The organism is Ruegeria sp. HKCCA4812, from assembly GCF_013034245.1.
Classification (GTDB): Bacteria; Pseudomonadota; Alphaproteobacteria; order Rhodobacterales; family Rhodobacteraceae; genus Ruegeria.
Window position 1 is genome coordinate 86,670 of the sequence record NZ_WQFQ01000004.1, and the last position, 25,110, is coordinate 111,779.

At 59.6% G+C, this 25,110-nt stretch carries 23 protein-coding genes and 1 tRNA gene; 11 read left to right on the forward strand and 13 right to left on the reverse strand.

Annotated features, from left to right (window positions below; all coding sequences use genetic code 11):
* Positions 1–83: 83 nt before the first annotated feature.
* A complete protein-coding gene (locus tag GOW04_RS12910; protein WP_171232821.1) occupies positions 84–917 on the forward strand; it encodes a LysR family transcriptional regulator in 834 nt (277 codons plus the stop codon).
* A 3-nt stretch (positions 918–920) separates the two neighbouring features.
* Here GOW04_RS12910 and lptF read toward each other — a convergent pair whose 3' ends face one another.
* The gene (gene lptF / locus GOW04_RS12915) at positions 921–2,060 is read right to left on the reverse strand and encodes an LPS export ABC transporter permease LptF (protein ID WP_171232822.1); all 1,140 of its coding nucleotides are present in this window, start codon (positions 2,058–2,060) and stop codon (positions 921–923) included.
* 218 nt (positions 2,061–2,278) lie between these two features.
* Here lptF and GOW04_RS12920 point away from each other — a divergent pair, with 218 nt between their 5' ends.
* On the forward strand, positions 2,279–3,205 hold the full coding sequence (locus GOW04_RS12920; RefSeq protein ID WP_171232823.1) for an alpha/beta fold hydrolase: 927 nt from the start codon (positions 2,279–2,281) through the stop codon (positions 3,203–3,205).
* A 427-nt stretch (positions 3,206–3,632) separates the two neighbouring features.
* On the opposite strand, the gene GOW04_RS12925 is transcribed toward GOW04_RS12920, so the two are convergent.
* Positions 3,633–3,708: transfer RNA gene (locus GOW04_RS12925), tRNA-Trp, on the reverse strand.
* A 141-nt stretch (positions 3,709–3,849) separates the two neighbouring features.
* Here GOW04_RS12925 and GOW04_RS12930 point away from each other — a divergent pair.
* Entirely contained in the window at positions 3,850–4,554 is a 705-nt protein-coding gene (locus GOW04_RS12930) for a DUF374 domain-containing protein (protein ID WP_171232824.1), read from the forward strand.
* Here GOW04_RS12930 and GOW04_RS12935 read toward each other — a convergent pair.
* The 5 genes from GOW04_RS12935 to GOW04_RS12955 all read right to left on the reverse strand — a co-directional run bounded on the left by GOW04_RS12935 (position 4,551) and on the right by GOW04_RS12955 (position 11,724).
* Positions 4,551–4,796, reverse strand: a complete 246-nt coding sequence (locus GOW04_RS12935) for a MoaD/ThiS family protein (protein ID WP_152458904.1) — start codon at positions 4,794–4,796, stop codon at positions 4,551–4,553. The two genes, GOW04_RS12930 and GOW04_RS12935, sit on opposite strands and share 4 nt — an antisense overlap.
* The gene (locus tag GOW04_RS12940; protein WP_171232825.1) at positions 4,789–7,044 is read right to left on the reverse strand and encodes a xanthine dehydrogenase family protein molybdopterin-binding subunit; all 2,256 of its coding nucleotides are present in this window, start codon (positions 7,042–7,044) and stop codon (positions 4,789–4,791) included. The genes GOW04_RS12935 and GOW04_RS12940 overlap by 8 nt, the downstream gene beginning before the upstream one ends.
* Positions 7,044–7,523: a (2Fe-2S)-binding protein gene (locus GOW04_RS12945; RefSeq protein ID WP_152458906.1), complete on the reverse strand. Its 480-nt coding sequence runs from the start codon at positions 7,521–7,523 to the stop codon at positions 7,044–7,046. Before GOW04_RS12945 ends, GOW04_RS12940 begins: the two co-directional genes overlap by 1 nt.
* Positions 7,520–8,386 (reverse strand): xanthine dehydrogenase family protein subunit M, encoded by an 867-nt coding sequence (locus tag GOW04_RS12950; RefSeq protein WP_171232826.1) that lies wholly within the window; start codon positions 8,384–8,386, stop codon positions 7,520–7,522. The genes GOW04_RS12945 and GOW04_RS12950 overlap by 4 nt, the downstream gene beginning before the upstream one ends.
* A 125-nt stretch (positions 8,387–8,511) precedes the next feature.
* Positions 8,512–11,724 carry a reductive dehalogenase gene (locus GOW04_RS12955; protein ID WP_171232827.1) on the reverse strand — a complete coding sequence of 1,071 codons (3,213 nt, stop codon included), beginning with the start codon at positions 11,722–11,724 and terminating at the stop codon, positions 8,512–8,514.
* A gap of 75 nt (positions 11,725–11,799) precedes the next feature.
* Here GOW04_RS12955 and GOW04_RS12960 point away from each other — a divergent pair, with 75 nt between their 5' ends.
* Complete coding sequence (locus GOW04_RS12960) at positions 11,800–12,702, forward strand: LysR family transcriptional regulator (RefSeq protein WP_171232828.1); 903 nt, start codon at positions 11,800–11,802, stop codon at positions 12,700–12,702.
* Here the strand turns inward: GOW04_RS12960 and GOW04_RS12965 are convergent.
* Positions 12,693–13,544 carry a LysR substrate-binding domain-containing protein gene (locus tag GOW04_RS12965; protein ID WP_171232829.1) on the reverse strand — a complete coding sequence of 284 codons (852 nt, stop codon included), beginning with the start codon at positions 13,542–13,544 and terminating at the stop codon, positions 12,693–12,695. The genes GOW04_RS12960 and GOW04_RS12965 overlap by 10 nt on opposite strands.
* Positions 13,545–13,647: 103 nt before the next feature.
* Here GOW04_RS12965 and GOW04_RS12970 point away from each other — a divergent pair, with 103 nt between their 5' ends.
* On the forward strand, positions 13,648–14,349 hold the full coding sequence (locus GOW04_RS12970; RefSeq protein ID WP_171232830.1) for an SDR family oxidoreductase: 702 nt from the start codon (positions 13,648–13,650) through the stop codon (positions 14,347–14,349).
* A gap of 2 nt (positions 14,350–14,351) precedes the next feature.
* On the opposite strand, the gene GOW04_RS12975 is transcribed toward GOW04_RS12970, so the two are convergent.
* From GOW04_RS12975 to GOW04_RS12985, 3 genes are all read right to left on the reverse strand, one after another.
* Complete coding sequence (locus tag GOW04_RS12975; RefSeq protein WP_171232831.1) at positions 14,352–15,623, reverse strand: FAD-binding oxidoreductase; 1,272 nt, start codon at positions 15,621–15,623, stop codon at positions 14,352–14,354.
* A 191-nt stretch (positions 15,624–15,814) separates the two neighbouring features.
* Positions 15,815–16,972, reverse strand: coding sequence for an acyl-CoA dehydrogenase family protein (locus tag GOW04_RS12980; protein ID WP_171232832.1), 1,158 nt, complete (start codon positions 16,970–16,972; stop codon positions 15,815–15,817).
* 139 nt (positions 16,973–17,111) lie between these two features.
* A complete protein-coding gene (locus tag GOW04_RS12985) occupies positions 17,112–17,675 on the reverse strand; it encodes a TetR/AcrR family transcriptional regulator (protein ID WP_152458914.1) in 564 nt (187 codons plus the stop codon).
* 292 nt (positions 17,676–17,967) lie between these two features.
* Here GOW04_RS12985 and GOW04_RS12990 point away from each other — a divergent pair, with 292 nt between their 5' ends.
* Both GOW04_RS12990 and GOW04_RS12995 read left to right on the forward strand, forming a co-directional pair.
* Positions 17,968–18,432, forward strand: coding sequence for a nuclear transport factor 2 family protein (locus tag GOW04_RS12990; protein ID WP_171206217.1), 465 nt, complete (start codon positions 17,968–17,970; stop codon positions 18,430–18,432).
* A gap of 12 nt (positions 18,433–18,444) precedes the next feature.
* Complete coding sequence (locus GOW04_RS12995; RefSeq protein ID WP_171118650.1) at positions 18,445–19,065, forward strand: pyridoxamine 5'-phosphate oxidase family protein; 621 nt, start codon at positions 18,445–18,447, stop codon at positions 19,063–19,065.
* Positions 19,066–19,453: 388 nt separating this feature from the next.
* On the opposite strand, the gene GOW04_RS13000 is transcribed toward GOW04_RS12995, so the two are convergent.
* Positions 19,454–20,149 carry a THxN family PEP-CTERM protein gene (locus GOW04_RS13000; protein ID WP_171232833.1) on the reverse strand — a complete coding sequence of 232 codons (696 nt, stop codon included), beginning with the start codon at positions 20,147–20,149 and terminating at the stop codon, positions 19,454–19,456.
* 256 nt (positions 20,150–20,405) lie between these two features.
* Positions 20,406–21,065 (reverse strand): TetR/AcrR family transcriptional regulator, encoded by a 660-nt coding sequence (locus GOW04_RS13005; protein WP_171232834.1) that lies wholly within the window; start codon positions 21,063–21,065, stop codon positions 20,406–20,408.
* Between the two features lie 65 nt (positions 21,066–21,130).
* Between GOW04_RS13005 and GOW04_RS13010 the strand changes: the two genes are divergently transcribed.
* Genes GOW04_RS13010 through GOW04_RS13025 form a run of 4 tightly spaced genes read left to right on the forward strand, consistent with a single transcriptional unit; the run spans position 21,131 to position 25,036 of the window.
* On the forward strand, positions 21,131–22,447 hold the full coding sequence (locus tag GOW04_RS13010; protein ID WP_171232835.1) for an NAD(P)/FAD-dependent oxidoreductase: 1,317 nt from the start codon (positions 21,131–21,133) through the stop codon (positions 22,445–22,447).
* Positions 22,444–23,346: a bile acid:sodium symporter family protein gene (locus GOW04_RS13015; protein WP_171232836.1), complete on the forward strand. Its 903-nt coding sequence runs from the start codon at positions 22,444–22,446 to the stop codon at positions 23,344–23,346. The genes GOW04_RS13010 and GOW04_RS13015 overlap by 4 nt, the downstream gene beginning before the upstream one ends.
* Positions 23,343–24,275: an SDR family oxidoreductase gene (locus GOW04_RS13020; RefSeq protein WP_171232837.1), complete on the forward strand. Its 933-nt coding sequence runs from the start codon at positions 23,343–23,345 to the stop codon at positions 24,273–24,275. The genes GOW04_RS13015 and GOW04_RS13020 overlap by 4 nt, the downstream gene beginning before the upstream one ends.
* On the forward strand, positions 24,272–25,036 hold the full coding sequence (locus GOW04_RS13025; RefSeq protein ID WP_171232838.1) for an SDR family oxidoreductase: 765 nt from the start codon (positions 24,272–24,274) through the stop codon (positions 25,034–25,036). The genes GOW04_RS13020 and GOW04_RS13025 overlap by 4 nt, the downstream gene beginning before the upstream one ends.
* Positions 25,037–25,110: the final 74 nt, after the last annotated feature.

A 25,110-nucleotide genomic window follows, 5' to 3' on the forward strand; every position in this document is an offset into this window, starting at 1 on the left:
TGTCCTGAGCGAAAGCGTAGTTCGAAACCAGCCTCCAAAAAAATGAATTGATTTTATCACAATGATCAAAAAATACTTTCGACATGCATTTCAAAGCTCTGGAAACTTTTCTCTGCGTGGCCGAAGCCGGTGGCTTTCATGCCGCCGCCCGCAAGTTGAATGTGACGCAGACCGCTGTCAGCGCGCGTATTCGCCTGATCGAGGAGGCAACCGGCAGGGCGCTGTTCACGCGCGGTGCCGGCGGAACGGTGCTGACCGAGTTCGGCCGGCAGTTCAAACCCTATGCGGAACAGATGTTGTCCCTTTGGGGCTTTGCATCGCGCGACCTGCCGGTACAGGCACAGAACCGCCCGGCGCTGCGGTTGGGGGGCCAGCTCAGCATCTGGGATCCGTTGCTGGTGGACCTGGCGGTTCGGTTTGAACAGCGCTTTGGCAAATTGCTTTTGACGCTCAACTATGACCACGACCTGAACATGGTAGAAGCGGTGGCAACCCATGTGCTGGACGCGGCGATCACACATGAAAAGCCGGCGGACCGGCGTGTCACGTGGTACGCGCTTGAACCCGAGCTTTTGTCCCTGGTCCGGACGCCAAAGACTGACGGCACGGACGATGACATGATCTTCGTCAACCTTGAACTGGGCGAGGTCTATCAGGACCATGTCAGATCGGCTGCGCGACGGGCGTCGGGTCAGACAGTGTTTCTTGGCAATTGCATGATGGCGCTGCGATATGTTCTGCACCGAGGCGGAAACGGCTATTTCCCCGATTACGTCATTTCCGAACATCTGGCCTCGGGTGCTCTGGAGCGGGTCGAGGACAGTATCAGCTTGCCGCTGCCCATGTATCTGGTCACCCGCGGTGATCGCGAGGAATTTGACGACATTCACAGCTGTTTGGTGGATCTTCGCGGCTAGAACTCAGGCCGGCGTCGGCATGATCTGCGGCGCGCGCTGCCGTTTTCGCATCAGCGGCCGACCAGCAACAAGCAGGAAGAGGCCCGAGATCAGCACCCCTATGATTGCGGGAAGGTAAAGCAGAAACCAAAGCTCCGGGTCATCGATCACCACCGGGGAAACAAACCCGCGCACACCTTCAAGCAGCACAAGGATGGTGAAGGCGCCCAATATCTGCGGCCACAATCCAAACCGGGAAAAACTGCCCAGCATCAGGGTGGAATACCCGGCCAGGGCCACGGCGATGCATATCGCGATCCACGAGAACCGCTGGTGCAGCTCTTCGATCAGCTTGCCTTGGCTGAACCCTTCCGTGGCTGAAACCTCATCCCGGTTGCGGATCAGGTCCGCCGTTGGAATAGCTTCGAGGCTGCGCCGGGCCATCGGATTTGTATTCGTCAGTTCCGAGATGTCGTAGGACGCGTCCTGGAACAGGGTCGATGACAACACTTTGCCTTCCTTGTTCAGGCGCAATGCAACCCCATCAACCATCACAAGGTGGATGCCGGCATCATTGTTGACCAGATAGGCGGTTACGCTTGAATAGCTGACCGCGTTTTCAGGATCGCGGCGGTCAGACACGAAAACTTCGTGGAGTGTGCCGTCCAGATCAATGCTGCCTATGTAAACCGTGACACCTTCGGCGGGGTGCAGAAACTCGCCTTCGTTCAGCAGTTGAGCCGTCACATCTCCGGCCACTTCGGCTTGCCGGATTTCCAGCTGTTCCACCGAGGCCGGGCGCAGGAACACGCTGATGATCGCCATCATCACCCCGGTAATCACACCGAACAGCAGCACAGCCCGGGCAAGCCGCCAAGGGCTGGATCCGGTGGCCAGCATAACCGTCAGCTCACTTTCGCGGCTCAGGCGATTTGTGGCATAGACGGCGGCGGCAAACACCGCCATGGGCATGACCGTGCGGATCAAGGTCGGCAAAGTCAGCGCGGTGAATTCCAGAAAGACCATTGCCGACTGCCCACCGCTAATGACCCTGTCAAACAGGCTGACAGACCGGGTGATCCAGAACACACCGACAAGCACCAAGGTGAAAAAGCCAAACAGAATCAGCAATTGCCGCAGGAAATATCCATCAAAACGCGACATGGGGCCTCGTGCGTGTGTTCGTTTGCAGCGGACACTAGGGCATTAAGCCGGCAGAGGAAACAGGCATTGGACGTCAGGATGCCCCTGTATGCAACCTTGGCGCATACCGGCTTCATCGCACATCCCCGTTTTGGCACCAGAAGGGCCGGGAGATTACGCTTTGTGAAAACGGCGGCTCATGGCACATTTTACGGATTGATTAGAATGGAGTTTGAATAATGGCACTGTTTTTTTCCCGCCGCACCTATAACGCGCAGAAGAAAAAGTTCACGTTTAAGCCGGCGGCAAAGACCAGATATGTTCACATCACCCAGCAAAGCCCCGGTGGAAAAATTCGTAAGGGAAGTATTGTCAAAAAAGCCAAATGGCTGGATCTCGTGCGACAGGAGGGCGGGGATTCGGCCGTCCTGATCTATGTTCACGGCTTCAACACCAGCCAGAAGGACATGCTGGACCGGCTGGGGAAAATAGAAACCAATCTCAGGGGTAACGGGTATCAGGGCGCGGTCGTTGCCTTTGACTGGCCCAGCGACGGATCGGTGCACACCTATGACTCGGACCGCTCCGATGCCAAGGCGGTGGCACCGCATCTGGTGGGGGACGGAATCTTGCCGCTGTTGGGAATGTCGCCGCGCCCCAAGGTGCATCTGATCGCTCATTCCATGGGAGCGTTGGTGGTACTGCGCGCATTCTCTGACTTCGGGGATTCGGCCGGGCCCGGCAACAAGGTATGGTCGGCGGATCAGGTCATGTTCGCGTCAGCGGACATCGATTCAGAATGGCTGGAAAAGGGCGCATGGGGCGATCTGGTCCTGAAAAAACGGTGCAAGCGATTCACCAATTACTACAGCCGGAAAGACAAGGTGCTGGCCCTGGCCGGCGGGATTGTTCACGGCGGTCGGCGTCGCGCCGGTCGTGTCGGGATGCCGAAGCTGACCTCGAAAGGTCACTGGGATATTTTCTGTGACCACCAATATCAACGAGACGTCCCCAAAGGACAGCGCAAGATGATGAAGTCGCATCGCTGGTGGTTCGACAGCGGCGGGTTTTATGAGGACCTCGCCCTGACGATCGACGGCCATCCGGCAAAAACGATGCCGACCCGGCACAAGACAAATATCGGGGATCTGGCGCTGCTGGCCTGACTGACCGGCCGCTGCACGCCTTTCTCTGGCGCAAAGCCCGATTTTGCGGGTTCTGCTCAAGCACCGGCTTTGGGCAGAATCTCTGCACGTTCTGATATCGTCAGTATGCGTTGCTGACCAAAAACGGAAAGGGCGCGCTCGACCACAAGCGCGCCCCAGTCACAAGGGAGAAACTGAAAACCTGCGTTCTGTGCAGAACCTGAACGCCAACTCTTTGACATTCTCAGACAACCAGACTTTCCAACATCCGTCAGTGACGCTGTTCACACTCTGGGCCGGAATTTTTTGATGGCATATAGGATTTGGTTGCACTGCGGCTCACTATGCCTGCATGCGTCCTGATTGCCGGTTCGCCCCTGCCATAGTCGAAAGCCGCGCGCGCTGGAATCGCGCCAGGCACGATTGCCGATTGGTGTTTTGATGCGGATGGCAGGGGCAGCAGGGTTCGAACCCGCGACCTACGGTTTTGGAGACCGTCGCTCTACCAACTGAGCTATACCCCTGTGGTGAGCCCCAGATATGACAGCCGCGCGGCGGACTCAAGAGGCTTTTTCGAATTCCACACCACTATCTGAGCCGACAAACAAGTTGCGCAAAATGTGCAGTGCGCTAAGACAAGGTCCGGTCAGCAAAAGGAACCCCGTGTGAACCTCCGCAAGAAGATCGCAGACAGCGAAGCCGTGCTGAACTGGGTGGCCCGCCGGATTGCCACTTACATTCGATTGGTCAACCGAAACACACGCTGGCAGCGCATCGGATACGAAGAACTGGATCAGCTGGTCGAACAAGGTGAACCTGTCATCGTTGTGCTTTGGCACCAACGGTTGGCGCAGTCGCCCTATTTCTTCCCGCTGGACAAGGGGCGCATCTGTTCTATCACCTCCTCTGCCCGGGCGGGCAGCATGGTGGGCCGGGTACAAAAGCTGTTTGGCATGGACACGATCGCCATGGCCAGCAAGACACGCCACGTCGCCTTGTCACGTCAGGTTCTGGGCAAGATGAAGCAGGGTATCTCTATCGGGATCGCGGCAGACGGACCGCGCGGGCCGGAACGGGTTCTGTCGACGGTTCCGCTGGTATGGGCGCGCACCTCGGGCAAGCGCGTATTCGGTATCACCTTCTCCACGAAACATGGTCGCGAAGCGGGAACCTGGGATCACCTTCTGATGCCCCGCCCCTGGCGAAATGAAGGCGTGTTTCTGTGCCGGGAATGGACTGAAACGGTGCCCCGCAAGGCCAGCGAAGAGGAAATCGAAACCCTGCGCCTGAGCCTGGAGCAGCACATGAACGATATCACGGCAGAAGCTGACCGGATGGTCGGGCGCGAGCCCTGGTCATCTGACGCCTAACCGCCCCTGAGACGTTGCATCAGATAGACTTCGCTGCCTTCGGGAATCGGCTCGGTAAGCCCTGTGGCAATGACACGCCCGTCGATCGCGATGGAGACCCCCGCGTCAATGGGGGCCTGCAACTGCGGGTGGGCCCGGACCAGAGCCCGCAAAAGCTCTCCGGTGGTTTTGGCCTCGACCTCAACCACTTGCTGGCCCCCGGTCAGTGACCGGAGGCCGGACCAGAGGTGGACCTCAACCATTTTCCTTCAGGGCCGCCAGAATGCGCGGCGGAGACATCGGCAGTTGCTTCATCCGAACACCCGCCGCATTGGACACCGCATTGGCGATGGCGGCCAGGGGCGGCACGATGCCCGTCTCGCCCACGCCGCGCACCCCGAACGGGTGGCCCGGGTTGGGCACTTCGACGATCACCGTGTCAATCATCGGCAGGTCACTGGCAACGGGAATCCGGTAGTCAAGGAAGATCGAGTTCTGCAACCGGCCATCTTCGCCATAGATGTATTCCTCGTTCAGTGCCCAGCCGATGCCCTGTGCGGCACCACCTTGGAACTGCCCTTCCACATAGGTCGGGTGGATCGCCTTGCCGGCGTCCTGAATGACCGTGTACCGGGTGATCGATGTCTTGCCGGTTTCCGGATCGACCTCGGCATCGACGATATGGGTGCCAAAGGATACGCCCGCGCCTTCGGGGGTTGCTTCGAAATGGCCCGAAATCGGGCCTCCGGTCGATCCCATATCCGCCGTGATGTCGGCCAGAGGCATCGGGTCGAAATCCCCTGCATTGGGCCCCGAGGGCACCGCGCAGCCGTCTTCCCATTTCACCGCATCGACCGGGATGCCCCACTTGGCCGCCGCACGTTCGCACAGTTTCTCGACCGCGTGTCTTGCGGCCTTGATCGTCGCGAGGCCCGACGCGTAGGTCACGCGCGAACCATGGCTCACGTCGTTGTAACCCAGCGTCGCCGTGTCCGCGATGGTCACGCGGATGTTTTCATACGGAATGCCCAGAACCTCGGCCGCCATCAGGGCCATGGATGCGCGCGACCCGCCGATGTCGGGTGTTCCGACCATCAACTGCGCAGAACCATCCTCGGACAGTGCTAGTGAAACGCTGGTCTCGCCCCCGTGGTTGAACCAGAAACCGCAGGAAACCCCGCGCCCCTGCCCCGGCTTCAGCGGTGCCGAGTAATGGGGATGCGCTTTGGCAGCCTCAAGGGTTTCGACCAGACCGATGCGTTCGTAGGTCGGGCCATAGCTGGCCTTCGTGCCTTCATGCGCGGCATTTTTCAGACGCACATCAATAGGATCGAGGCCCAGCTTGTTGCAGAGCTCATCAATGACGGATTCTACGGCGAAGGCGCCCATGGGTGCACCCGGCGCGCGGTAGGCGGCCTGTTTCGGACGGTTCGACATCACGTCGTAACCGATCTGCTTGACGTTGGTCAGGTTGTAGGGCGCAAAGGCGCACATGGCCGTCATGTCGCCCGGGGCGCCGGGGAAGGCCCCGCCTTGCAGGCGGAAGACACCCTGCGCCGCCGTGATCGTGCCGTCTTTCTTCATGCCAATCTTCACGTCCATTGACGCCGAAGAGGTCGGCCCGGTGGCCCGGAAAACCTCGGACCTGGTCATCACGATCTTGACCGGTCGGTTTGCCTTGCGGCTGAGCGCCAGAGCAACGGGTTCGATGAACACCGTGGTCTTACCGCCGAAACCACCGCCAATTTCAGACGCAGTCACGCGCAGTTGCGAGGTTTCGATCCCCAGCAACGCCGCACAGGTTTTCTGCGCGATCCAGTGGCCCTGAGTTGTGCACCACAGCTCACCCTTGCCGTCATTGCCCAGCATGCCCAGACAGGCATGCGGTTCGATGTACCCCTGATGGGTCGCCTCGGTCACAAAGCTGTCTTCGATGACCAGATCGGCCTCGGCAAACCCAGCCTCGACATCGCCGTGCCCGCTTTCGTGATAACGCACGACGTTCGGGTGCATCCCTTCCGGCACCGAATAATCCGCAGCACCTTCCCGGATCACCGGCGCATCCGGGGCCATCGCTTTGTCCACATCGGTGACGTGCGGCAGCACCTCGTATTCGACCTCGATCAGTTTCAGCGCGTCACGTGCCGCCAAGGCAGATGTGGCCGCCACCGCAGCAACCGCGTGCCCGTCATAGAGCGCCTTTTCCCCCGCTATGACGTTTTCCAGCACATTCCAGAATTCACCTTCGAGCCCGGGCTTGAATGGGACATCGGCGAAATCGGCACGGGTCACGACGGCTTTGACGTCCTTCGATGCCTCGGCTTTCGAGGTATCAATCCTGACGATCCGGGCATGGGCATGGGGTGAGCGCAGAATCGCGCCGTGCAACATGCCGGGGGCCGAGATATCCGCACCGAACTTGGCCCGGCCCGTCACCTTGTCCAGACCGTCAGGGCGATCGGGGCGGGTGCCAACGAAGGTGAAATCAGTTTTGCGATCGTCTAGAGCCATTATGACGCCTCCCGCATCTCAGCGGCCGTGTCCATCACGGCGCGAATGATCTTGTCATAGCCGGTGCAGCGGCACAGGTTGCCCGCCAGCCAATAGCGCGTTTCTTCCTCGGTCGGATTGGGGTTCTTCTCCAACAGCGACTTCGCCGCCACCAGAATGCCCGGGGTGCAGATGCCGCATTGAAGCGCGGCATATTCGATCATCTTCTTCTGCAACGGGTGCAGGATGTCACCATCCGCAATCCCTTCGACGGTCTCGATCTGCTTGCCTTCGGCTTCGACACCCAGCATCAGGCACGAGCACACAAGGCGGCCATCGACGGTGACCGAACACGCGCCGCAATCACCAGTGCCGCAGCCCTCTTTGGCGCCGGTCAGGTTCAGTTTGTCGCGCAGACAGTCCAGCAGGGTTTCGCGCGGGTCGCACAGGTATTCGACTGCGTCCCCGTTCACGGTGGTGGATACGTGGAGCTTGCTCATGCGTTTTCTCCCTTCGCGCGGGCATAGGCGATCTTTGCGGCACGCTTGGCCAGAACGCCAGCGACTTCGGTACGGAATGCGATCGTACCTCGTTTGTCATCGATCGGATTGCAGGCGGCCGACGCGGCCGCGGCCAGTGCGTCAAGTGCGGCATCGTCCAAAGTACTGCCGATGATCGCTTTGGCACAGTCTTCAACCAACAGAACGGTCGGTGCCACGGCACCCAGCGACACGCGCGCCTCGGTGATGACGTCACCATCCAGACGGAGGTTCACACCAACGCCCACCACTGCAATGTCCATTTCGGTACGGGGGATGAAACGCAGATAGGCGTCGCCCCCATTCTCGCCTCGGGCAGGGATGTTGACGGCCGAGATCAACTCGCCCTTCGCCAGCGAGGTCTTGCCGGGCCCGGTCGGGATGTCCTCGACCGCAACGTCACGCGTGCCATCGGGGCCGGTTACGGTGACGGTCACGCCTGCGGCCACCATGGCGGGCACGGAATCAGCCGCAGGTGAGCCATTGCACAGATTGCCCGTCAGCGTCGCGCGGCCCTGAACCTGAGTTGAACCGATCAGGTCCATCGCCTCGACCACACCGGGCCAGTCGCGGCCAAGCTCGGGGTGCTCGCTCATCTCGGCGCCGGTAACGGCCACGCCGATCGTCCAACTGCCGTCGGCATTGCGGGTGATGGCACGCACGCCGTTGATTTTCTTGATGTCGATGAGCGTATCGGGCGTCACCAGTTCCGAGCGCAGTTGCACCAGTACATCCGTACCGCCCGCCAGAAAACGTGTGATGCCCGTCGCGTTCGCGGCCAAAGCCGAAGCTTCGGCAAAGCTGGCGGGGCTGTGATAATCCATGAAGCTACCTCGTACCTGTTGGTCAGGAATATCTGGGTTCGCGGCGACGTTAATTCACCCCTCGTCCGGCGTCCATGGGCCGAGCGACCAAAATTCAACTTCCAAATGTCGCTTTTGGACAGGGTTCAGAGATCGATTTCGATCACCCCATCAGGTTCCGCCGCGCGGCTTTGGCACAGGATCATGGCGCCTTCGCGCTGTTTGCGGGACAAAACGAAATCCCGATGCTCGACCTCGCCCGCAATGACACCGCATTTACAGACGCCGCAGATGCCGTCAGCGCATTTCACATCCACATGAAAACCGGCTTCGTTCAGAACTTGCGCCGCGTCCTTGTCTGCGGGCACGGGCAGTGTCCGGCCCGAACGCGCAAGCTTGAGTTCAAACGCGTGGTTTTCATATTCAGGCGTTTCAGGAACCGAGAAATATTCCAGATGACGTGCCTCTTCGGGAAAGCCCTGCTGCTCGGCCGCCTGAATCACGCCGTCCATGTAACGATCCGGCCCGCAGGTATAGACATGCCATCCATCCCGGTAGCCGGACAGAATCACATTCAGGTCGGCGCGGGTGCCTTCATCCGAGAAATGGTAATGAACGCGATCCGCCCAGGGCATGGCGGCCAGGTCATCCAGATACCCCGCCCCGCCCCGTGTGCTGGCCGAATAGTGCAATTCGAACTTGCGGCCCATCGCATGCAGGCGATGGGCAAATGCGATCATCGGGGTGATTCCGATGCCGCCACCCATGAGGAATGTTCTGGTTGCCGTTTCATCCAATTCAAAGTGGTTGATCGGTTTGGACACGAAAACCTTTCGGCCCTCGGTGAAGATGCGATGCAGCAGCGCGGACCCGCCACGCCCGTCATCCTCGCGCAGCACGCCGATCTGATAGGTCGTACGATCCGATGGGTCGCCCGACATGGAATATTGCCGCAGAAATTCCGGCGCGACCAGAACGTCCAGATGTGCGCCCGCTGTCCATCCCGGCAGGGGCGCACCGTCCAGCGATGCAAATTCGTATTTCGTGACATCCGCCGTCATCTTTTCAACCTTGGTCACGGCGACCCGCATCACAGGCGCATCACCGGCGATCTGATAGCGATGGATGATCGACATGTCCCCGCTTGCCTTGCGGGCCTTGTACTCGTCGGCCGTCACCATGGCCTCATAGGCTGCAATCCCGGCCTCTCGGTCCATTGCAAAGGGATAGGGCCAGGGGTGCGGAGCCAGATAAGAGGGATAGACAGCCAGGGTCTGATCCTCGTATTTCAGGTCCAGATCCTTTTGCAGATCGCGCCGGTTCAACGGGTGCGTCGTGGGGCGATAGGCGCCGTCGGGCTGCAACTCGATATCCCACCACCATTTCTTGATGTCATTCAGCCCGCCATTGCCGACCGCATCGTCCAGCCTGGCCAGCGCGGGCGCGGCAGCGGGGATGTTCATCGCAGCCCAGCGGAACGGGCGTTCAGCGAAGAGACCTTCGAGGTTCCACGGGCAGGTCTTCATGCAGCGCCCGCACATCGCGCCGCCCGGGGTCGTCACACGGTACGTGGCGCATTTCTGGCTGTCGGATTTCCAGATTTCATAACCGTTGAACATCAGCTTCGGTCCCGCGGTGATCGCGCCCGAGGGACATTCGCGGGCGCATTTGTTGCAGGACTCGCAAAAGGTTTGCAGGCCGAAATCGATGGGTTTGTCATGCGTCATCGGCATGTCGGTCGTCACCACGCCTGATTTCAGGCGCGGGCCCAGATAGGGGTTAAGGATAACTTCTCCGATCCGGCTGACCTCACCCAACCCCGAGAGCAGCAACAGCGGCGGTTGCAGCACCTCGCCATCCATCACCGTATGCGCCTTGGCCTTGTAGCCCAGGTTGCGGATCTGCTGGGCGATCACGCCGCCCAGCAGCGAAAAGCGCAGATAGGCGCGCATGGATTGGGCGACGCTGATCCAGTCGTCACCGCTGGCACCTTCCATCGTTTCATAGCCCTGATCGATGATCATGCTGATGGCCTGATCATGAGGCGGCACGATTTCTTCGCCCGTGGCGTCATGAGAATACCACGCCCATTCCGGGCAGCGGCTGAGTCCCACCGCATCGACCCCCAGGAAATAGGTCGCCGCCTTGATGTTCGCCGCATTGCGCTCGGCATCGGTGGATCCGGCGACCTCGGCGCTTTCACCATCCTGCAACAGAACGAATGCACCCAGCGCGCGACGCTGGGCAAAGCTGGGCGCGGCCTTGCGCACGTAGTACCCGCCTTTCGCGGCGTCCTGCAATGACTTGCCCATGTCGCCGAACTGGGCGCGGGCGAACATGTCGGCGCGCTTGGGAACGCGGGCGACATTCTCTTCGTCGATATAGGTTGTCGGAGCCTCGACCCGTTTGAGCTTTTCGAAGGGATGGGCCCCATCCACATAGCGTCGTTTGGCATATGGGTCACGGTTGAGGGCGTTCTTGGCAAATCCCGTGCCCAGCCACCATGCCGGACCTTGGGTTCGAAACCTCGGCTGTTGCGCCATGGGCCTCAGCGGCCGGTCATGCGCGATGGGCATCTCGGTCGTCACGGCTGCAAGGCCAAACCGGGTGCCCAGCCAAGGCGCAACCAGCTGTTCGCCCTCGACCGAGGCCAGACCGGCAGCCACGGCCAGCTTGCCCAGATCAACTTCGGTCGACATCACGCTGTGCGCGCGGGCGTCAAAACCCAGCAGTCGGATATAGTTGGCGATGACGACGGCATTCTCGGCGGCCAGCAGGCAGGCACGGTGATCCTGCGCGTCGATGATCCAGTCCGCACCGGGTTCGGAAGGGTCAGGGTCGCGATTGTGTTCGTAAAGAAAGACGATGGCGTGACGGTGGTCGTCAATCGGCTTGGGCGCGGCCTCCATACTGTCTTTCAGATCGGCCATGATGAGATCGATCCCAGAGGCCAGCGTTTTGGTCTGGCGCGTGCGCAGCGCGTGGGCAAGCCGGTCGATATCGGGATTGCGACGTGGTTCGTCCAGCAGTGCATCCGACGGCAACGGCCCGCAGCCCATCATCGATGCGTCGTTGAAATACCCAAATGCCTTCAGATGGTTTGCGCGCTCCTGCGGGTCTGAGGGGATCTCGGATGCAATCGGGTTCACCAACCCGTCGCGGATCGCGTCCAGCATCGCCTGAAACTCACCCATGGCGTTGACGATGCTGTCGGGCCGTTCCGGCCGGTGGAAACTCAGTTCGCCCATGGTGGGCACGCGCGACAAATCCGGCATGGTATCTTGTCGGGTCAAACGCTCCAACGGGTATCGCCCCATGTGAACGGGCCGGTTCTTGTCCGAGAAAAAGCGGATTCCCATTGTACGCCTCCTGTTGCCATCCATCCCCTACCCCGTCATGGACAGCGAAACCATTCATGCATAATCATAAGCGGTATGAAGAAAATCGATTTCACTGATCTCGACGGCAAGGTTCTGCGCACCTTTCTGACCATTCTCGAGGAAAGCTCGGTTTCGAAAGCTGCGGATCGGCTGGGCGTCACGCAATCGGCCATCAGCCACACGCTGGCCAAGCTCCGGCTGGTGCTGGGCGACCCGTTGTTTGTCCGGTCCGGTCAGGGCCTGACACCGACCGAGCGCGCCTTGTCCCTGAAGGAGCCCGCGCGAAAGGTGCTGGACGGAATGCGGGCGCTGACCGAAGGGCGGCCGTTCGACCCGCAGTCTGAACAGATCAGGATCCGCATCGCCACCAATGACATGCCACGCGAGTTGATCTTTCCGCAGCTGCTTAGAGAAACACGTGCCGAAGACGCAGGTCTGCGGCTGGAATTCATTCCTTCAGGCGTTCCCGACCCCGAGCTGCTGCGCAGTGACAGATGCCAGTTGATGCTGACCCCGTTGCCGCCGGACGGGCCGGACATCTTTCAAAAACGCCTGATGACCAGCCCGCTGATGCTGTTCTATGACGCCACACAGCGCACGCCCCCGGACAGTTGGGACGCCTATTGCAACTGCGATCATGTCGAGGTGCGTTTTGCCGATGGCCGCAATGCCCGCGCCGTCATGCGTGGCGTCGATCAAAGCCAGATCAGGCCAGCGGTGGTGACCCTGCCGCATTTCAACGCCATCCCGGCCTTCATACAGGGCAGCGACCTGATCTCGACCGACACGGCGCTGATGAAACAGGGCCCGCTGGCCATGCTGGATTGCGCGCCACTGCCCTTCGAATGCGCGCCGGTGTCGATCTACATGGTCTGGCACCAGAGGTCGGCCAATGATCCGGCACATCGCTGGGTGCGGGCCCGGATCGAGGCGATCGCCGCGTCTCTTCAGACCTGAGACAACAGCCAGTCGCGCATGATCCTGACCAGTTGCGGCTGTCGCGGCTTGCGCGGCGCGACAATATAAAACCCCAGATCTTCGATCAAGACATCCTCAAGCGGCTGGACCAGACGGCCCGATGCAACCTCGGGCGCGACCAGTGGGGCATTGGCCAGTGCGATCCCCTGCCCCGAGAGGGCAGCGTCAATTGCAAGACTGGTCTGGCTGAAGCTCATCATCCTAGGCTTGCCGCTTACACCCACCCTCTCAAGGAACAAAGGCCACAGCCCGTGGGTATCGTTCAGCAGCACCTGCCCCAGAAGGTCAGATGGATCGTCCACCTGCGCGGCGATGGCGGGGCTGCACACCGGGATGAATTCGGTCGAAAACAATGGCGTTGCATCCAGATCAGACCCAAAAGGCGCTCTGCCCTGTCTGACTGCCAGATCCACGCCATCCGAGTTGAAGTCCGCCAAACGTTCGCGCGCATCCACCTGAACCGAGATATCCGGATGCAAGTCGGTGAACCCCGACAATCGCGACACCAGCCACTTTGAGGCAAAGCTTGGCGTGACTGACAATGTGATCCGACGGTCCGGAGAAAGGTCTTCCACGGCCTCTTCGATCAGCCTGAAGGCCCGGCGTAAAGGCGCGTGAAACCGGCGCCCGGCTTCGGTCAACCGCAAGCCACGCGGCAGGCGGTCGAACAGGACCTGATCCAATCGCGCCTCAAGCCCGCGCACCTGCTGGGCAACAGCGCCTTGTGTCACGCCCAGTTCCTCGGCAGCCAGCCGAAAGTTCAGATGCCGCGCGGCGGCTTCAAAAGCCCGCAACGCATTCAGGGGAGGAAGGGCGGTCATGGCATGATCTTGTAGATTTTCTACAGCATAGGACCAGCAGAACTGATTGGTCAAACGGGGCCTTGATCGCCATCTTGGGAACAAGTGGAAACGGAGATGTCAGATGGAAAAAGTAGCTCTTATCACAGCCGGCGGCAGCGGCATGGGTGCGGATTCCGCACGCAGGTTGGCGGCAGACGGGTTCAAAGTTGGCATCCTGTCGGCCTCGGGCAAAGGCGAAGCTTTGGCCCATGATCTGGGCGGCGTCGGCGTCACCGGCTCGAACCAGTCCGCGCAAGACTTGCAGAAACTTGTCGATGCCGCCATGGCCCATTGGGGGCGAATTGACGTTCTGGTCAATTCTGCCGGTCACGGCCCCCGCGCCCCGATCCTTGAACTGACGGATGAGGATTGGCACACCGGCATGGATGTCTATTTCCTGAACGCGGTGCGCCCAACCCGGCTTGTGACCCCGATCATGCAGGCGCAGGGGGGAGGCTCGATCATCAACATCTCGACCTTTGCCGCGTTCGAGCCGGATCCGGTTTTCCCGACCTCGGGCGTGTTCCGCGCCGGGCTGGCCGCCTTCACCAAGCTGTACTCGGACAAATTTGCCGCCGCGAATATCCGCATGAACAACATTCTTCCGGGCTTCATTGACAGCCTGCCCGAGAAAGAAGAATTCCGCAGCCGCATTCCGATGGGTCGTTATGGGCGCAGCTACGACGAGATCGCCTCGGTCGTCGCTCTGCTCGCCTCGGAGGGCGGCGGTTACATCACCGGACAGAATATCCGGGTGGACGGCGGTATCACCCGGTCTGTCTGAGCTTAGAACCGCGCCTTTACAAGATGCGTCAGCGCCGCGCCGGATTCAAAAAAGGCGCGGCGCACGCGCGTCCAGTTTTCGCGGTGTTCCGACACTGCGGGAACCGGCAGAAGCGAGGGATCACCGGCCAGAAGGCTTTCGGCCATCATGCGGCCGAACACCGTGCCCGGGCCGATGCCGCGACCGGAATACCCGTGTGCGGCCAAAGCGTTGGGGCCGATCTGCGTGATCTTTGGAATATGATCCGATGTCATTGCGATCCGCCCGTGCCACCCGTGTTCCAACGGCTGGTCGGCCAAGTGCGGATAGAGCTCGGCCAGCTTGCGCCGGACCCAACCGGAATGTGCAACCCGGCCGGCATGTCCCAGATCCCCCATGCCGCCAATGATCATCCGACCCGCCTGATCCAGCCGGAATGACGTCATGATCAGCCCGGTATCCCAGCACCCTTCTTTCCTTGGCAGGATACTGGCGCGCAAATTGTCGGTCAGCGGGGCCGTGGCGTACTGGAAATAGTAGACCGGCACATAGGCAGGCGCGGTATCCGGCAGCGCAACATGATAGGCATTCGTCGCCTGAATGACCGATCTTGCCCGAACCGTCCCGCCCGGTGTCACCAGAACCCAGTACCCGCCCTCATATGTCATGGTCTGCACGGGGCTTTGCGTGTGTATCCGCGCCCCGGCCTGTGACGCCGCGCGCGCCAAACCCACCGCATAGGCCAAAGGCTGAATGGTTCCTGCCCGTGGATCGAACAAGGCACCTTGAAAGGCCTGGCTGCCGGTGCGTTCACCCGCCTGGTCCGCCGACAACAGCTCAACCCGTGCTCCGGCTTCGCTCAACTGCGCATGACGCGTATGCAGGTCCTTCAAACCCGACGCGGAATGAGCGCAATGCAGGGTTCCGTTGCGCACGGGCTCACACGCAATGCCATATTCATCGATCAAGGCAAACACATCCGACGGCGCCTTGGCCAGCAAGTCGATCAAACGGTTCCCCGGTTCAGTACCGATATGCGCACGGATGTCGTCCGGCGGCAGCCACAGCCCCGCATTGACCAGACCGACATTGCGCCCCGAACCGCCAAACCCGATTTCCTGCGCCTCGAGCAGGCAGACCGACGCGCCGGCGCGGGCTGCGGTCAAAGCCGCTGAACAACCGGTGTAGCCACCTCCGAAGACAGCCAGATCAACCGCTGCGTCAGCGGTCAGGGGCGGTGCGGGGACTGTCTCGGTGCAAGTGGTCTGCCAAAGTGCATGTTCGGGATCGTTCACGTCGGGCCTCTGAGTCTTGTCGGCGGATCATCATACCGATGCCCCTCCCTTTGCAAGCGGCCTTTTGACCCGTGCTGCGGCAACGAAACAGGCCCGGCAGGAACGGGCTTTGCCCGGGCCTGCCGGGCCCAACCGGAGGAGTCATTCCGTCAGGAATGATGACGACGGGCGGGAGAGCCCGCATGGTGGGCTCAGACGTCGAGCGATCGCGCGATCAGCTCTTTCATGACCTCGTTGGTGCCGCCATAGATCATCTGCACCCTGGCATCCGCGTAAAGACGCGCAATCGGGTATTCCATCATGAACCCGTAGCCGCCGAACAGTTGCAGGCATTCATGCATGATCTCGTTCTGCACCTCGGATCCCCAGTATTTGGCCATCGAAGCAGTTGCCGCGTCCAGTTCGCCTGCTTCCAGTTTCCCGATACAATCATTGATGAAACTGCGCAGAACCTCGGCCTTGGTCTTGCATTCCGCCAGTTTGAACCGGGTATTCTGAAAATCCATCACCCGCTGCCCGAAGGCTTTGCGTTCCTGCACGTATTTCACTGTTTCGGCGATGGCGAAATCGATCGCGCCCAGCGCCATGATCGCGATATTCAGCCGTTCCCACGGCAGCTGTTTCATCAGTTGATAGAAACCCTGCCCTTCCTCGGGTCCCAACAGGTTTGTCATCGGCACTTTGACATCTTCGAAAAACAGTTCGGCAGTGTCATTGCCCTTCATGCCCAGTTTCTTGAGGTTCCGCCCCCGGCGAAAACCTTCACACCCGTCGGTTTCCACCACGATCAACGAAACGCCGCGTGCACCAGCGGTCTTGTCGGTCTTGGCGGTCACGATGATCAGATCCGCAGTCTGTCCGTTCGTGATGAAGATTTTAGACCCGTTCAACCGGTAGGAGTTGCCGTCCTTCTCGGCCGTCGTCCGCACCGCCTGCACGTCCGAACCGGTACTGGGTTCGGTCATTGCCAACGCGCCGACCAATTCACCCGACGCCAGTTTGGGCAACCACTTCTTCTTCTGATCTTCGCTAGCATAAGCGGTGAGATAGTGGGTCACGATCGACTGAATGCCATAGCCCCAACCCGCATCACCCCGCGCGCCCTGTTCGTAGGCCGTGATGGCGTCAAAGCCCATGCCGCCGCCGACGCCGCCATATTCTTCAGGGATCGCACCCGCCATCAGCCCGGTTTCGCCGGCCTTTCGCCAGAAATCGCGATCCACAACGCCGTTTTCAACCCAGGTTTCGATATTGGGCGACAGTTCGTCATCCATGAACCGACCCGCCATATCCGCGAACATGCGGTGTTCATCAGTGACCCATGCCGCAGTCGAAGTGAAAAGTGACATTGAACGCCCTCCAATCGGTCTTTCCGAGAAGGCTAGCGCCGTGTTCGGTTCACGCCAATCCTTGTGACGCCGCGTCCCTTTGAGGAACAACGCAACGTCTCGGCCTGCGATGTCAGAGAATACCTTTTGACTGGCGGGGTTAAGCCAGTGCTTTGGCCAAAAGGTGCTTGGCCGCATCCTTGGCGTCTTCCGCCGGATCGCAGTTCTTGAGCAGGACGGCGGAAACGATGGCTCCTTCCTGCAACAACACGATCTGACTCGCGAGCTTCCGAGGATCATGCGCGCCGGCCTGTTGGGCTATGGCCGCGAAGTGTTCCAGCAAAAGCTGTTTGTGTTCGGCGGCCTGTTCATGGATCGGGTGATCCTTGTCCTGATACTCGGCCCCGGCCTTGATGAACATGCAGCCCCGGAACCCGTCCTCTTCGAACCACTCTTTCAGGGCATCAAAACTGACGATGATCTGATCGGCCGGTGTCTCCGCCATCTCGTCGATGCGCTGAAAGAACCAGTTGCGAAAGTTCTCATCCCGCAAGCGCAGCGCGGCGATGATCAGGTCTTCCTTGGTGCGGAAATGCTTGTACATCGACGTCTTGGACACGCCTGTTTCCACAACCAGCTTGTCCATGCCGGTTGCGTGAAACCCGTCGCGGTAAAAGACCTTCAGGGCCTTGCTGACCAACTCATCCCGTTTGTTTGGGCGCATGATTCGGCTCCATGGTGTACCGTTCTGTACATATTACCATGGAGCGTGAAGTACAATGACCTCAGGCCAAAGCATTGTTTTGAAATAGTTTTACCAGGCGCCTTGTCTCACCATGAAATTTCCACTTGAAAAAGTTTACAGATCGGTACACTTTACCTGTAAGTTAACTGATCTGTACACCCGAGGATTTGACCGATGAAACGTCGCGCCAGCATTTTTCCACCTCAGTACGTCCCCTTCCTTCTGACCATGGCTCTTCTTGCCGCCTCCCTCACCTGAAAGCCTTTGCGGAATGTCCAGACCCCCCTTGCCCCCCTTCACGTTGGAAACTGCCGCTCAAAAAGTGCGCGCGGCGGAAGATGCCTGGAACAGTCGCGATCCCGACCGCGTGACGCCCGCCTATACGGATGACAGTCAATGGCGGAATCGGGCTGAATTCCTGTCCGGCCACGCCGACATCCACGCCTTTCTGACCCGCAAATGGCGGAAGGAACTGGATTATCGTCTGATCAAGGAACTGTGGGCCTTTGCCGGAAATCGCATTGCCGTACGCTATGCCTATGAATGGCGCGACGACAGCGGTCAGTGGTTCCGATCCTATGGCAATGAAAACTGGGAATTCGCCGATGACGGGCGCATGTCACATCGCCATGCCTCGCTCAACGATCTTCCGATAGCTGAAGATGACAGGCTGTTCCATTGGCCCTTGGGCGAACGCCCTCATGACCACCCCGGGTTGTCCGAATTGGGTCTTTGAAAGGATTTTCCAATGCCCCGCGCTTTTTCCGAACTGACCTTCACACCCGCTGTCCGCGCCCATCAAGAAAGGATGGGATCGGCCAGAACCTATGCCAAGTTCATTGCAGGTGGCCCGCGGCAAGGCCATCTGATCGGAGACCCCGAGAAAGAGTTCATTCAGGCGCGGGACGGGTTCTATCAATCCACAGTGTCCGAGACCGGCTGGCCCTATGTGCAGTATCGGGGCGGGCCGACAGGATTTCTGAAGGTACTTGGCCCTCAGACCATCGGATATGCGGATTTTTCGGGCAATAAACAGTATATCTCGCGCGGGAATCTGGACGGCAATGATCGTATTGCAATGATCCTGATGGATTACGCCAACCGACGCCGCCTCAAGATCCTTGGGCGCGTAGAGTTCACGGAAGGCGAAACAGCGGCCGCCACCCTTTACCCGGAAGAGGCCGAGGGACCGGCCGAACGGGCCGTGATCATCCGCGTCGAGGCATTGGACTGGAACTGCCCAAGCCACATCACGCCGCGCTTCACCGAAGCAGAGTTGCGCCCTCATCTGAACAGGCTGGGGCAGCAGTTGGCAGAGTTGCAGGCGGAAAACCAAAGGCTGAAACAGCAATTGGCAAAGTCAGGTTGACGTTTCAGCCCTCACAGAATTTCCGGATTTCAAGAAAAGGGAGTGTCGCAATGGTTCGCTCGGTCTTTCACCTTTCGGCGGCTTGCCTTGCCGGTACTGCCCTGATCATTCTGATCATCATGTTTGGTTTTTTCGCTTCACCCAGTGCGGTACGAACATCGCCGCCATCGGTATTCAGCAAGATTTTGTTCGAACATTTGCAGCAAGAATGATGACCGAGCGTCACTGCGGCAGGAACCCGGCAAGCGCGCTTGTCGTTTCAGGCCAATGCCATCAACTCGGGCCCACGGGGCGCATAGGCTGAAAGACTGAAGAACCTGGCCAAAGAGCGGCCCGGTTCCAGGTCTGCTCTCACCACCAAGAATGATGAGAGCATTAATAAGCCAGATCAGGCCGTGCTGCGCTTTTTCCGCCGCCCCATCACAAACAGACCGCTGATGCCGCCAAGAAGCAGCCAGCCAGCTGCGGGCAGCGGCACGGGGGCTACCGTGTATTCCCCATACAGCGTTGCGACGTTTTGCATGTTTTCCGTTGTGCTGAAGCCGTTCGAAATGGTGCTGCCGCCGTCCTGAGAGAACCCGAGGACCGAGAACACATAATTCTGTCCACGAAAATTAAAGTTCTGAGAGCCCAAATTGTTGGTAATGGTCACGATGTCATCACAAGGGGTAGAATCCGCCGGACAGTTCGTTGGACGATTCAATGTCTCGTTATGCGTCAGGGCAAACGACGAAGACACCAAAGGGCCACCGCTGATCAATATGTCAACAAGAAGGTCGACGGAGCTTAGGGTTGTTCCCGTGATCGGGAAATTCAGATGCGAGAACTGACCCAGAGCAAAAGCAGTTCCAGGCATCAGACCTGAAATTGGCGTGCCAGTTGGCGTGAAATCGTAACCACTCGAGCTGCTGCCACTTCCCCAGCGAAGAGAAATCGTAGAACCAGAGGTGCTTTCAGTAACGCCGGAACTTGGATTTACGTTTTGCCAAGAGGGCGAGATGCTGGAAATGGTCAGCGCCGACGCACCGCTTGCAGTCATCACACCTGCAACAGCGATCGCAGCTATGTTTCGTATGAATGTCATGTGCCCACCTTACGTACTAATACTCGTTACAAACCACTCTGTGACAGAGTAGCACAACAGAATTATATTTCTAGCTCACGCGCCACATTGACGCCACGTTTTCACCTCAATCAAGGCGAATGACGCCCCAAAGAGCGCCAAAAAGGACACAATCATCTGGCCTGTGCCAATTGTCCAAATTTTGGAAACAGCTACTTCGGATACAAGGCGCCATCTGAACGATTGAACACTCAACCGGGCGCCGCGTGATGGTTCATCAACGGTCGGATCGTACCATTGCTTCGATACCGGCGGCGCAAAAGTCCACCAGACGGTCCATGCCTGATACGTCACCGCCCTGCGACAGGGCTTTGACCCGCCATCCACTGTTGAGATGGGCCAGCATCGCCGAGACCGAATAAACCTGGCCACTTGCCAAAACCGCAGGATCGACATCCGGGTAAAGCGTGGCGATCTCGGTGATGAACAGCTGGGCGGTAGGGTCGAAACACTCTGCTGCGATATCGCGCCACCTGGGGTCAACCGATACGTGGGCCACCAACCGCCCATATGCCATCCACCCGGGCCCACCCGTTTCTGCCAGGTCCACATAGGGTCGGATAAAACTGTCCAGAATGCTGTGAAGCGTCAGCGGAGCGACGGCCTTGGCCGTGTTCAACGCGTCGATCCGAAGCTGCGCCAGCGCGTCCGCGCGCCGCGCCACGGTTTTGTAAAACAACTCCTCCTTGCCACCACCATGATGGTGCACAAGACCAATCTGAACCCCCGCCAAGGCCGCGATATCCCGGATAGACGCACCCTCGAATCCCCGTTCGGCAAAGACGGTTTCAGCCGCATCCATGATCCGCGCCTTGGTTTCAAGCGATCGCTTGGACGGTGCTCTTTGCCTTGGTTTTTCTATGTTTTTTGGACTCATGAATTTCATCTTGCCTTATTTTGGTCGTTCGTTCAAGTTAAGCATCACGAACTTCGGGAGGGTTCATGACACAGACACGCAACGCATTCGCCCTGATCGGGGCGGGGCCGATGGGTTTGGCCGCAGCCAAGGTGCTCAAGGAACAGGGCATCGCCTTTCAGGGGTTCGAATTGCATTCGGATGTGGGCGGTCTGTGGGATATCGATGCCCCCAGATCAACCATGTATGAATCGGCGCATTTGATCTCTTCAAAACGCATGACCGAATTCGAGGATTTCCCGATGGATGAGGCGGTGGCCGAGTATCCCTCGCATCGGGCGATGCGCGACTATTTCCGGTCCTTTGCCGATCGTTTCGGCCTGCGTGAAAGCTACAGGTTCAATGCAGAAGTCACCCAGATCACTCCGCTGGGCAAATCCGGTGACGGTTGGCGGGTTGGCTGGCGGGACGCCGAAGGTGAGCATCAGGCCGAATTCGCAGGGGTTCTGATTGCAAACGGCACCTTGTCGGAACCGAATATGCCCAGCTTTCCCGGCACGTTTGACGGCGAGTTAATCCATGCCTCGCAATATCGGTACCCCAGTCAGTTCGACGGCAAGCGTGTGTTGGTCGTGGGCGCGGGCAATTCCGGCTGTGACATTGCGGTTGACGCAATCCATCACGCAGAACGCTGCGATCTGTCCATGCGGCGCGGCTATTACTTCGTGCCGAAATACGTTTTCGGCAAACCGGCCGACACGATGGGCGGCAAGATCCGCCTGCCGATGTGGTTGAAGCGCAAGCTGGACAGCCTCATCCTCAGTTGGTTTGTCGGTGATCCGCAGAAATACGGCTTTCCCAAGCCCGATTACCAGCTGTACGAAAGCCACCCGGTGGTCAATTCGCTGGTCCTGTATCACGCGGGCCATGGCGACCTGCGCATTCGCCCCGATATCGACCGCCTGGAAGGCAAAACCGTGCATTTCAAGGACGGCACGCGCGCAGACTATGACATGATTCTCGCCGCGACCGGATACAAGCTGCACTATCCGTTCATCGACCGGGGCCTGCTGAACTGGCAGGGCGATGCCCCACATCTGTACCTGAACGCGATGCACCCCGAACGGGACGATCTTTTTGTGCTGGGCATGGTCGAGGCCACGGGTCTGGGCTGGCAGGGCAGGCACGAGCAGGCCGAAATGGTGGCGCGCTATATCAAAGGTCTTCAGAAGGGCTGCCCGGTGGCGGCCGATCTGAAATCCGAAAAACAAAAAGACTATAAGCGCGCCACCGGAGGCATGAGCTATATCGATCTGCCGCGAATGGCTTACTACGTGGACAAGGCCACTTACAGAAAGGCTGTCACCGGGTGGATCGAACGGCTGCGGAAAGCCGCCGTATGAGTGGTATCGACGAAATTACGCTGAATTTCAGCCCGGCCTCTCTGACGCTGTTGAATGCGATACTGGCGATCGTGATGTTCTCGATTGCGATCGATCTGACACCAAGGGATTTTGATCGCCTCAGACGCGCGCCGAAACCAGTGATCGTCGGGCTGGTATCCCAATTTCTGGTCCTGCCGGCGCTGACTTTTGCGCTTGTGTGGGTGACGGCCCCGCGACCGTCAATTGCGCTTGGGCTGATCCTTGTCGCAGCCTGTCCGGGGGGCAATATCTCGAACTTCATTACGCACCGCGCCGGTGGCAATGCGGCGCTGTCGGTGTCGATGACCGCCTTTGCGACCATCGGCGCGATTTTCATGACGCCCTTCAACATTGCGCTTTGGGGCGGGTTGTATCCGCCGACACGCGCGTTATTGCAACAGACCCAGATTGACCCGGTGCAAATCGCAATCCTTGTCGGGTTGATGTTGATCCTGCCTCTGGTCCTGGGCATCGCACTGAACCAGCGCCGCCCGGCCCTGACCGCACGGTTGCGTGCGCCGCTGCAATACCTGTCGATGGGTATTTTTGCGGCTTTCATCTTACTTGCCCTGGGCGCGAACTGGGGGTTCTTCCTCAGCTTTGCCGGGGCTGTTGCCGGGCTTGTGATCCTTCACAACGCCCTGGCGCTGGGGGGCGGTTGGGTTGTGGCCACTCTGACCCGGCTGTCCCCTTTCGATCGCCGTGCCATCACCATCGAAACCGGCATTCAGAATTCCGGCCTTGGGCTGGTGCTGATCTTTGCCTTTTTCCACGGGCTGGGCGGCATGGCCGTCGTGGCCGCGTTCTGGGGCATCTGGCACGCGATCTCGGGGATTGCCCTGGCGTCGGTCATGGCCCGAACCGAGGCCGCGCGATGAGCCGTATCCTGATCACAGGCGCCGCCGGCATGGTCGGGCAGGCACTGTTGCCCGAACTTAAGGGGCACGATGTTTTTGCAACGGATATCAAACTCCCCGACAGCATGCCGGAAAACGTCCACTATCTGCCCTTGGATGTAACGACCGACGCGCCCGCGCGCGTGATCTCCAACGTGAAGCCTGAGGTCATAGTGCATCTGGCCTCCATCGTGACGCCTCCGCCAAAAATGGAACGGGCAGCGGCATATGCGGTTGATGTCGAGGGCACCCGCAAGGTGGTGAACGCGGCCCTTACCAACGGAGTACGAAGATTGGTGGTCACATCCTCGGGTGCGGCCTACGGCTATCACCCAGACAACCCCGTGCCCCTGCGCGAGGGTGATCCGTTGCGCGGCAACCCAGAGTTCCCGTATTCCGATCACAAAAGGCAGGTCGAAGAGATGCTGGCCGACGTTCGCAAAACCGCCCCCGATCTGGAACAGGTCGTGCTGCGCGTGGGCACGGTTCTGGGGGCCGGGTCCGAAAACCAGATCACCGCCCTGTTTCACAAACCCCGCCTGCTGGCCGTGGTCGGCAGCGAAAGCCCGTTTGTGTTTATTTGGACGCATGATCTGGCACGCATCCTGAAGCGCGCGGCAACCGACGGGCCAGTTGGCGTTTACAACGTCGCCGGGGACGGCGCGATGGGCGTGACCGATCTGGCCCGCGCCATGGGGAAACCGGTTCTGCGCCTGCCCGCTTGGGCGCTGAAATCGGCTTTGGCCGCTGCGCGTCCGCTGGGTCTGTCCCGCTATGGGCCGGAACAGGTGCGATTTCTGCAATATCGACCGGTTCTGGACAACACCGCCCTGAAATCCGACTTCGGTTACACGCCGGAAAAAACCAGCGCCCAGGTATTCGCGCTCTGGCAAAAGCAGGCGGGGCTATGAAGACGGCTGTCATATCCGGCGGGGCGGGCGGTTTGGGGCGGGCCCTCAGCCATGCTCTGCAAAGTCGCGGGTGGCGAGTGGTGCTGCTGGATCTCGATGTTTCAGGTCTGGTCACCGGGCCGAACCAGTTGCCTGTTGGCTGCGATCTGACGGATCCCGACCAGCTTGCCATGGCAACTCAAAAGGTGATCGCGACCAGCGACAGTATCGATCTGGTCATCTACAACGCCGGCGTCACGCAAATCCGGGGCTTTGAAAAATCCGACGCGGCCAGCCACCGAACTCTGTTTGACATCAACTATTTTGCGGCCGTTGAAATGGCCCGCGCGTTCTTGCACCCGGTTCGGGCATCAAAGGGGACACATCTGGCCATCTCATCGGTGGCCGGGTTTGCACCGCTTTACCATCGGACGGCCTATGCTGCCTCGAAACACGCGCTGGAGGGGTTCTTCAAATCGCTGCGCTCGGAAGAAGCCCCTCATGGAGTTGAGGTTCTGATCGCTGCCCCGTCCTTTGTGGCCACCAACCCCGGCAACGCACAAGAGCAGGCGGATGGCACAGCGCGGCCCGGATCGGCGAAGGACGGGATGGACGAGATGAGCCCCGAGGCCGCCGCCGAAACGATCCTGCGCGGGCTGGACAAATCGCAGCCCATGATCCCGGTTGGCCGCGTGGCGCGCCTGTCCTGGTGGCTCAACCGTCTGTCACCGCGCCTCTATCAGCGCATGATGGAACGAAACGTGCGCGGCTCGGGGCATTAAAAAACTGCCCCAGGCCCTTGACCTTCCTGTCACTGGAACCCCCATCTGGTGAGTAAGGAAACTTCATGGGCGAG